Genomic DNA, 8,910 nt, shown 5'->3' with positions numbered 1-8,910 from the left:
GCATTTCAAGACTGCCGCGGCGCTGCTTTCCGAAGACACCATCATCGCCACGCCGGCGCTGGCCGGTTTGTTCGACGGCTATCGCGTTTTGGAAACGCCGCGCGGCGAGGAGGGCGCCGCCAATCTGGTGCGGGTCAACAAACGCGTGCTGCTGGGCGCCGGTTATCCGCGTACTGCCGAGCTGATCGCCAAGGAAGGCCTCGAGGTGACGCTGCTGCCGGTCAGCGAAGTCGCCAAGCTCGATGCCGGGCTCAGCTGCATGTCGCTGCGCTGGGCCAAGAAAGACACCGACTGACGGCTTAAGCAATCCGTGCGGGCATCCTGATCCAGCGCGCCATCGCCGTCACGAGGATCACCGCGCCCAGCCCCAGTTCGATGATGGTGATGGTGCCGTTGAAGAGATTGAAGCCTTTGGCGGCGGGATTGAGATAGACGTGCCGCACCATCCAGAGGCCGGCGGTGTAGACCGTCACGAACAGGTAGGCGAGTGGGATCAGGCAGGTCAGCGCATAGCGGAACCGCCGCGACAGTTTCAGAATGACGGTGGCGCCGATGATCAGTCCGACCGCCGCCATCAGCTGGTTCGAGACCCCGAACAGCGCCCAGATCGAGGCGATGTCGCCTGACGCCAGCAGATAGCCCCACATCAGGCAGGCTGCCGCGCTGGTTGCCAGCATGCCGGGCGGCCAGTCGACGCGGCGCAGCGGCGCCCAGAAGGTGCCCGACAGATCCTGCAGCAGATAGCGGGCGATGCGGGTGCCGGAATCGACCGCGGTCAAGATGAACACCGCCTCGAACATCACCACGAACTGGAAGAAATAGGCCGCCAGCGATTTGAACCAGGGCAGCGCGGTGAAAATGTTGGTCATGCCGACGGCCAGCGTGACGGCGCCGCCGGTGCGCCCGGCCAGATCGATGCCGATCTCCTGCACAAAGCGCGGCAACTCGACCGGATGCAGGCCGAGCTTGGCAAACGCGGCCGGCGCGGCGTTGATGGCGAACCAGTCTTCGGGATGAAGCGAACACGCCGCCACCAGCGCCAGGATGCCGACCAGGCATTCCACCAGCATCGAGCCGAAGGCGACGGGAAGGATGTCGGCCCATTTGTCGATGATTTTTGGGGTCACCCCGGAACCGACAAAGGCGTGAAAGCCCGAGATCGCACCGCAAGCAATGGTGATCGACACGAACGGCCACACCGGTCCGGCGACCACCGGCCCGCCGCCGGCAAAGGCGCCGATGAAGCCGGGGAAATGGATCACCGGATTGACGAAAATCACGCCCGCGATCAGCGCCACGAAAACGCCGACCTTGATGAAGCTGGAGAGATAGCCGATCGGCGTCAGAAGGAGCCACACCGGCAGCGCGCTCATCAGGAAGGCGTAGAGCGGCAGGATGATGCAGAGGGTTTGTTTGTTCAGCGTAAGCCACGCGCCGAGCGCGGTGTGGTCCACGTAAGGCCCTGCCAGGACGCCGGCGATCACTGCACCGACCGCGATCAGCGTGGCCCATTTCGACACGCCGAGAAAATGCTCGGACAGCCCCAGCGCAATGGCAATCGGGACAATCGCGAACACCGCGAAGGTGCCCCAGGGATTGTGCTCCAGCGCGTTGACCACGACCATCGACAAGCCGGCCATGGTCACGGTGATGATGAACAGCATCGCCAGCCCGGTGCACCAGCCCGCCACCGGTCCGAGTTCGGCGCGCGCCACTTCCGACAGCGACAAGCCTTTCATCCGCATCGAAGCGTAGAGCACCACGGTGTCGTGTACCGCGCCGCCGATCACCGCGCCGGCGAGGAGCCAGATGAAACCTGGATAGAAGCCGAACTGCGCCGCCAGCACCGGTCCGACCAAGGGCCCCGCCGCCGCGATCGCCGCGAAATGCTGGCCGGCCGTCGCCCATTTGCGTGTCGGCACATAATTCTTGCCGTCGGCAAACAGATGCGCCGGCGTCGGCTTGCCGTTATCGGCGCGCAAAACCTTGGTGACGAAAAACACGCCGTAGGTGCGATAGGTGATCGCCAGAATGCACAAGGCAGCGAGAACATACGGAAGCGCATGGCCCATGCGTAATCCCCCCGAACCGCGGCGCCAGCATAGTCCTGCCGGCGGGGCGCGGAAACGAGGGGATTTGGTGCATTATATCAGGGCGTTTTCACCACCGCGCCGCCCTTCATCACAAAGGCGACGTGCTGCAGCACCGTGACGTCGGCCAAAGGATCGCCGGCAACCGCGATCAGATCGGCATAGTGGCCCGGCGCCAGTTCGCCGACCTTGTCTTTCCAGCCCATCAGTTCGGCGGCGTTGAGGGTGGCGGCGCGGATGGCCTCGATCGGCGGCATGCCCCATTGCACCATCTTCAGGAATTGCTTGGCGTTGTCGCCATGGGGATAGACGGCGGCGTCGGTGCCGAACGCCATGCGGGCGCCGCCCTGATAGGCGATGCGGAAATTCTCGCGCTGCAGCCGGCCGATCGCTTTTTCCTTCTCGATCGATTCCGGCAGCATGCCGTTTTTCAGCCCTTCCGAGAGGATGAAATCGTCGTTGTAGATGTCGAACACCAGGAAGGTGCCGTGCGCCTTGGCCAGCTTGATGCCTTCGGCGTCGATCAGGCTGGAATGCTCGACCGAATCGACGCCGGCCAGGATGGCGTCCTTGATCGCCTGGGTGCCGTGGGCATGGGCAGCAACTTTGCGGCCGAGCTTGTGGGCTTCGTCGACGATGGCTTTCATTTCCTCGTAGCTGAACTGTTCGGCGCCGGCCGCATCGCCCTTCGACAGAACGCCGCCCGAGGCCGCGATCTTGATCAGATCGGCGCCGTATTTAACGATCTCGCGCACCTTGGCCCGCAGCGCCCAGGGCCCGTCGGCAACGCCCTCGGCGGTGCGGTGATAGTCGTAGGGCAGCAGGTTCTCGTCGCCGTGGCCGCCGGTGATCGACATCATCGGACCCGACACCAGCATGCGCGGGCCGATCACGTCGCCGGCATTGATGGCATCGCGCACCGCCACGTCGGCATAGCCGTCGGCGCCGACATTGCGCACGCTGGTGAAGCCGGCCATCAAGGTGATGCGGGCATTCTTGACGCCGATGGTGGCGTGACGCGGCAGCGAAATCCCGAGCGACTGATAGCCTTGGTCGGAGGCGTTTTCGGTGAGGTGAACGTGGGCATCGATCAGCCCCGGCAGGCAGGTCAGGGCGCCGAGATCGGTGGCTTTGACGCCGTCAGGCAGCTTGGTGGTTGCCGCCGGGCCGACCGCTGTGATCACGCCTTGGGCATCGAACACCACGACCTGATCGGCGAGCATTTTGCCGCTGCGCACATCGAGCAGCTTGCCGCAGTGGACCGCACCCGCCCACGAGGCGCCGGCCATCAATGCCGCCGCGATCACGCCAACCAACGCCTTCATCATTCTGTCCTCGCTTTGTCGCTGCAGCATCCTTGTGTTGCACCATGCAGGAAATTCATATTTTTGTCGCGCAGTCGCCAACCCTCTATTTACCCGGCGCGACTAGACCTTGGTGTTGCAGGCCGGCGCAGCAAGACCGGTGCGCAAAGAATGGGGTTTAGCCATGGAGTTGTACGAGCTGTTCGAGCGGTTCGAGGTCGAATTCGAGCTTGACCTGCCGGACGACGCGGAAGAAACGCTGCCGACGGTGCGCGATGTGCGCGACTATATCCGCAAGATCTACCGCGATCAGGGCATTGAGGCGCCGGCCGGTGCCATTTTCGAGCGCATTCGCCGCCTGACGGCGCTGCTCACCCGGGCCGATGCCTCCGAAATCGAGCCGCCGACGCGCTTCACCGACCTGTTGCCGGATCCTCGCGCAGCGTGATCTCACCCGGCAAAATCGGGTACTCTGGCGCCGGACTCGCGAGGTCATGCCGCCATCGTTACCGTCATCGTTAACGACAAAATGCAGACGAACTACCGCTACGTGCGCGTGGCGCCGGTGGGGCGTGACTTCGATCCGGCGTTCCGGCCGCAGCTGACGCCGAAGCTGATGTTGGAGCTCGGCGTTTTCGGCGGCAAATACATGACCGATTGCGGCGCCGAATTTCCCGCCGACTGGTTTACCAAGGCCAAGCTGTCACCGGCCGGCAAAAATTCGAAGCTTAATTATTTCGGTGTCGATGCCAGCCAGCCGTTGTCGGACTGGCGGCGCAAGGGCTGGATTCATCCCGACGATCCGCGCGGCTGGTTCCAGTGGTATTGCCGCTATTATATGGGCCGGCGGATGGATGACGACGCTCGCCAGATCACGCGCTGGAGGCAGATCGCCCGGCATGTCGCGCAACTGAGAAAGAATTGCGATCCCGGCGATGTCTTCTGCCGTCCGCGCCAGCGCCAAGCCTTGTTGCATTGGGCGTATGACAGCCGCATCCTCTGAGCGGATGTTTCCTCCGCGTCAATCCCCTGATCGAGCAAACTTGAGTTTCGCCGGTCAGGCAAAAACCCTAGCCTCTCGCCCGCACGCAAACAGGAACCCGCCATGAAAGCGATGCTTCTTCTCGCCGCCAGCATGCTCGCAATGTCCGCCGCTTCGGCCGGTAGCCAGCCGCCGGCGCCACCGGTCAAGCCGGTGGCCGAAATCTTCTTCGGCCACAAGGTCACCGACAATTACCGCTACATGGAGGCGCTCGGGCCGGAAACGCGCGATTGGATGAAGGCGCAAGGCGCCTATACGCGTTCGCTGATCGATGGCATTGCCCCGCGCGCCGATCTCGGCCGCCGTATCGCCGCCTTCACCGGCAGCTTCGGCTTCATCAACGGCTTTGCCACTTACGGCGGCCGCGCCTTTTACGAGGAGCGCACGCCCGGGTCGGACAATTTCGATCTGATGGTGCGCGATGCAAACGGCCCGCGCAAAATCGTCGATATCGCCGGCTTGCGCGCGGCCCATGGCGGCAAGCCATTTGCCATCAATTATTTCCTCGCCGCGCCCGACGGCTCCAAAGTGGCGGTCGGTATTTCCGAGGGTGGCTCGGAAGCGGCCGAGATTTCGGTTTACGACGCCGTCTCGGGCAAGCAGATTGCCGGCCCGATCGATCGCGCCGATTTCGGGGCGACGTCATGGAGCGCCGATTCCAAGACCGTCTTTTTCATCCGCTTGAAGAAGCTCGCGTCCGGCGAGGACGAGATCAACAAGTATAAGAACGCCACCGCGGTCGCCTGGGACCTGCGCAGCGATCCGGTTGCGGTGGCGGGCAACGGCATCGGCCAGGGCACCTCGTTCAAGCCCGACGAGACGCCGGTGATCGATCTGACGCCCGGCTCCAGCATCGGCGTGCTGCTGTCGTATAATGGCGTCGAGAACGAGTTGAAGGCGTGGACCGCGCCGGCCGCCGCCGCCGCAACCGCCGCCGCGCCATGGAAACTCCTGTTTGATCGCGCCGACGGCATCACCGCCGCTGCCAGTCGCGGCGACGACCTCTTCCTGCTCAGCCACAACAACGCGCCGACATTCCAGGTGCTGGCGCTGCACGCAGGCGAGCCGCTGTCGGCGGCCAAAGTGCTGGTGCCGGCCGATCCGGCGCGGGTGATCGAATCCGTCCAGACCGCGGCCGATGGCGTGTACATCCTGGCGCGTCGCGGCGCCTATTCCGAGTTGTTGCGGGTGCCGACTGGTACCACCAAAATCGAGACCATCGCGCTGCCGATGAACGGCCACATCGCCGAAATGTTCACCGATCCGCGTGTGCCCGGCGCCGCGTTGCAGATGTCGAGCTGGGTGGTGGCGCCGACCTCCTATCGCTACGACCCGCCAACCGGCCGTTTCGAAGACCTCCATCTCGGGGTCAAAGGCGACATCGATGCCGCCGGCTACTCCGTCCGCGATCTCACCGCCAAGGCCAAAGACGGCGTCCAGGTGCCGTTCTCGCTGATCCGGCCCAAAGCCAATACCGGTGCGGCGATCACCCTGGTGGAGGCCTATGGCTCCTATGGCATCTCCGAACTCGCCGATTTCTCGTCGCGGCGGGCGGCGGCGCTGAAAGAGGGGATCAATTACGTCGTCTGCCATGTGCGCGGCGGCGGCGAGCTGGGCGAGGCCTGGCGGCTCGGCGGCAAGGACGCCAACAAGCACAACACCTGGGAAGACATCATCGCCTGCGGCGAAGACCTGATTGCGCGCGGCGTCACCACCAAAGACAAGCTCTTCATCATCGGCGGCTCGGCCGGCGGTATCACCATGGGGCGCGCCCTGACCGAGCGCCCGGATCTGTTCGCCGGCGTGCTCGATCTGGTGCCGGCGGCCAACACGCTGCGCGCCGAATTTTCGCCCAACGGCCCGCCCAACATCCCCGAATTCGGCACCGTCACCACCGCAGCCGGCTTCCAGAACCTGCTGATGATGGACTCGATCCAGCATGTGAAGCCGGGCGTCGCCTATCCGGCGGTGATGATCGCCACCGGCCTCAACGATCCCAGGGTGTCGCCGTGGGAGCCGGCCAAGTTTGCTGCCGCCCTGCTCGCCGCCAAGAGCCCCAATCCGGTACTGCTCAGGATCGACGAGGAGGCCGGCCACGGCATCGGCTCGACCAAATCCCAGACCGATGCGCTGACCGCCGACGGCATCGCCTTCATGTTCTGGCGGGCTGGCAAAACGGAATGGCAGCCGGCGAAGAAGTGAGCGTCTCGAAGGACCCAAACAAAAACCCCTCGCCGCAAGACGAGGGGTTTTTGCTGTCCGCTGGGCGGAAAATTCAGTTGGCGGCGAAGCGCTGGGCGATGAAGCCCTTCAGCGAATAGGCGGTGGTGCCCATGGTGTTGGCACGGGTGTTCCATACCTTGACCATCGACCAGTCGTTGTTGGGGCTGACGTCGATCACCGGCGCATTGAGATAGATGCTGCCGTCGCGGCCCCAGTTGGCGTGGTCGACCAGAACTTCGCGCGACGAGACCACCTTCTTGACCACGGCGACGTGGCCGGCGCGCATTGAACGGCGGCTGGCGAACACCATCACCGCGCCGGCGGCCGGATTGGCGATCTGGGCATATTGAGTGCGGGCTTGGTCCCACCAGGTCTTGGCGTCGCCGAACAGGGCGATGCCGGAGGCGAGGCGGGCGAACTCGACACAGTAAACGTGACGGGCGGGCCGGATGATGCTCGGTGTTTCCATCACCGCCGGCTGATCCTGGGCGACGATCGACAGCGTCGGGTCGGACAGGACGACGCCCGTGTCCTGCAGCGTGGGCGTCGCGGTGACGGCGACCTGCGAAGGCCGAGGCGTCGGAACGGGCACGGCCGCATGACGGGCGTGGGTTACGGGGACCGCATGGTGGCGGTGCGAGGTGGTACGCGCTTCAGCCGCAGACGCACCAAAGAGAATGGCGAGTGCTGCAAGAAGGGAGATGGCTGGTGCGTGTCTGGCACAGTCAAGTCGATTCATGGCACCCCCTTTAGCCTGTTTCAGAGCCCCTGCCAACCTGCGTGCAAACCGCAACAGTGATGCAAATCAGCCAGTTGCATGTGTTTGGCGAGTCGCGCGGAGTGTCGCTCATCGGCCCTGGCAAACTCCTAAACAAGCAGCATGACAATTTGCCGCACCGCATTTCCTGTGCGTTTATTTGGAAATATTTCGCGAGCGGGTGCGGTGGCGGCGGACTTCCGTTGCGGTGGAAAGAAGGGCTGATTCGCGCTTTGTCTTTCCGTCGACGCGGTGCGCCGGTATGATGTCTCCACAGAACACAAGTGGGTGGGGGCATCGTGAGTACCGATCCGAAAGTATTGATCGCCATCGTCTGTCTGACGGCGATTTCGCTGCTGTTGATCTTGGTGGTCAGTCAGATTCGCCGGGGCCGGGCCCGAGCGGCGGCGGCCATGCCGAAGACATTTCGTGAACCGCCGACTGCGACAGCCCTGCCAAACGTTAGCAGGGTGTTAACGCCGGTGGCGGCGGCCAAGGTCCTCGAGTCTGCGGTGCCCACCGCGACCTACCTCACCGAGCCGGTCACGGCGCCGGTGGTGCCGGTTGCGGCAAATCGTGCCACTGCGGCGATCGGTATCCCGAAACCCGGGTTTCCGCCGACCGGCGCGAGCGAGGCCGGAGCCCGCAAGGTGATTCCGATCGTTCACGACTTTGGTCACCCGCGTGACTATCCCACCGACCAGCGCCGCTATCTCACCACCCGTGAGGCGTTCGAGATTTTGGCCGAGATTCGCGCCTGTCCGCCCGACCGGCCGATCGATTTCGTCCTGCACACCCCGGGCGGCGAGGCGTTCGCCTGCGAGTTGATCGCGGCCGCCATCAAGGACCGGCCCAACACCACCGCCTATGTGCCCTATTGCGCCATGAGCGCCGGCACCATCGTCGGGCTGGCGTGCGAGAAGATCGTGATGGGCAAGTATGCTTGCCTCGGTCCGATCGACACCCAGTTCTACGGCTTCCCGATCGAGTCCTACATCCGCCTGCTCAAGGAAAAGCCGCTCGCCAGCATCGACGACGAGATCGTGCTCTTGGGCTATCTCGCCGAGAAGGAAATGAAGACGGCGCGGGCGCGGGCCTGCGAACTCCTCAACAAGGCGCATTTCGGCCGGGACGAAGCCTGCGCCCTGACTGATTTCCTGGTCGCCGGTACCATGCCGCACAGCGAGCAGATCAGCCGCGAGCGGGCGATCGAGATCGGCGTCAACGTGATCGGCGGCGATTGCCCGGCCGGGGTCTATGACCTCGTCGAGCAGCGTCTGCGCATCTACCAGTCGCACGACGGGGCCGACGGATTCGGCCCGGATTATCAGGTCCGCGCCACCATGCTCGGCAACGTTCAGCCGCCGGCGGCCGCCGCCCGGCTGTCGGCCGGGACCGTATTCCACGGTCTCGACGAAGCGCGCGCCCGATTTGAGGCGTCGAACCTCGCCAACGAGGAGATCATCCGCCGGGTGGTGAATGCGGCATGCGCCT

Annotated in this window: 7 protein-coding genes and 1 pseudogene; 5 read left to right on the top strand and 3 right to left on the bottom strand. The window is 64.3% G+C overall.

Features of this window, described 5'->3' with window-relative positions; all coding sequences use genetic code 11:
* A pseudogene (locus AC1P6P_RS13985) lies at positions 1-295 on the top strand (dimethylarginine dimethylaminohydrolase); the annotation flags it as partial.
* Between the two features lie 4 nt (positions 296-299).
* On the opposite strand, the gene AC1P6P_RS13980 reads toward AC1P6P_RS13985, so the two are convergent.
* Positions 300-2,072 carry a carbon starvation CstA family protein gene (locus AC1P6P_RS13980; protein WP_481403061.1) on the bottom strand — a complete coding sequence of 591 codons (1,773 nt, stop codon included), beginning with the start codon at positions 2,070-2,072 and terminating at the stop codon, positions 300-302.
* Positions 2,073-2,149: 77 nt separating this feature from the next.
* On the bottom strand, positions 2,150-3,415 hold the full coding sequence (locus AC1P6P_RS13975) for a Xaa-Pro dipeptidase (RefSeq protein WP_481403060.1): 1,266 nt from the start codon (positions 3,413-3,415) through the stop codon (positions 2,150-2,152).
* 109 nt (positions 3,416-3,524) lie between these two features.
* Between AC1P6P_RS13975 and AC1P6P_RS13970 the strand changes: the two genes are divergently transcribed.
* The 3 genes from AC1P6P_RS13970 to AC1P6P_RS13960 all read left to right on the top strand — a co-directional run bounded on the left by AC1P6P_RS13970 (position 3,525) and on the right by AC1P6P_RS13960 (position 6,638).
* The gene (locus tag AC1P6P_RS13970) at positions 3,525-3,842 is read left to right on the top strand and encodes an acyl carrier protein (protein ID WP_481403059.1); all 318 of its coding nucleotides are present in this window, start codon (positions 3,525-3,527) and stop codon (positions 3,840-3,842) included.
* Positions 3,843-3,923: 81 nt separating this feature from the next.
* Positions 3,924-4,397, top strand: a complete 474-nt coding sequence (locus AC1P6P_RS13965; protein WP_481403058.1) for a hypothetical protein — start codon at positions 3,924-3,926, stop codon at positions 4,395-4,397.
* A 102-nt stretch (positions 4,398-4,499) separates the two neighbouring features.
* The gene (locus AC1P6P_RS13960) at positions 4,500-6,638 is read left to right on the top strand and encodes a prolyl oligopeptidase family serine peptidase (RefSeq protein WP_481403057.1); all 2,139 of its coding nucleotides are present in this window, start codon (positions 4,500-4,502) and stop codon (positions 6,636-6,638) included.
* Between the two features lie 73 nt (positions 6,639-6,711).
* Here AC1P6P_RS13960 and AC1P6P_RS13955 read toward each other — a convergent pair whose 3' ends face one another.
* A complete protein-coding gene (locus tag AC1P6P_RS13955; RefSeq protein ID WP_481403056.1) occupies positions 6,712-7,251 on the bottom strand; it encodes a CHAP domain-containing protein in 540 nt (179 codons plus the stop codon).
* A 464-nt stretch (positions 7,252-7,715) separates the two neighbouring features.
* On the opposite strand from AC1P6P_RS13955, the gene AC1P6P_RS13950 reads away from it, so the two are divergent.
* Positions 7,716-8,910: SDH family Clp fold serine proteinase (locus tag AC1P6P_RS13950; protein ID WP_481403055.1), on the top strand; the 1,195-nt coding region annotated here is incomplete at its 3' end.

This window comes from Rhizomicrobium sp., from assembly GCF_056722145.1.
This window is presented reverse-complemented; position numbering and strand designations above follow the sequence as displayed.

Bases quoted from the DNA above. Each gene is read 5' to 3' on its own strand.
- AC1P6P_RS13960 (WP_481403057.1), top strand. From the start codon at position 4,500: ATGAAAGCGATGCTTCTTCTCGCCGCCAGCATGCTCGCAATGTCCGCC.
- AC1P6P_RS13975 (WP_481403060.1), bottom strand. From the start codon at position 3,415: ATGAAGGCGTTGGTTGGCGTGATCGCGGCGGCATTGATGGCCGGCGCC.
- AC1P6P_RS13965 (WP_481403058.1), top strand. From the start codon at position 3,924: ATGCAGACGAACTACCGCTACGTGCGCGTGGCGCCGGTGGGGCGTGAC.
- AC1P6P_RS13980 (WP_481403061.1), bottom strand. From the start codon at position 2,072: ATGGGCCATGCGCTTCCGTATGTTCTCGCTGCCTTGTGCATTCTGGCG.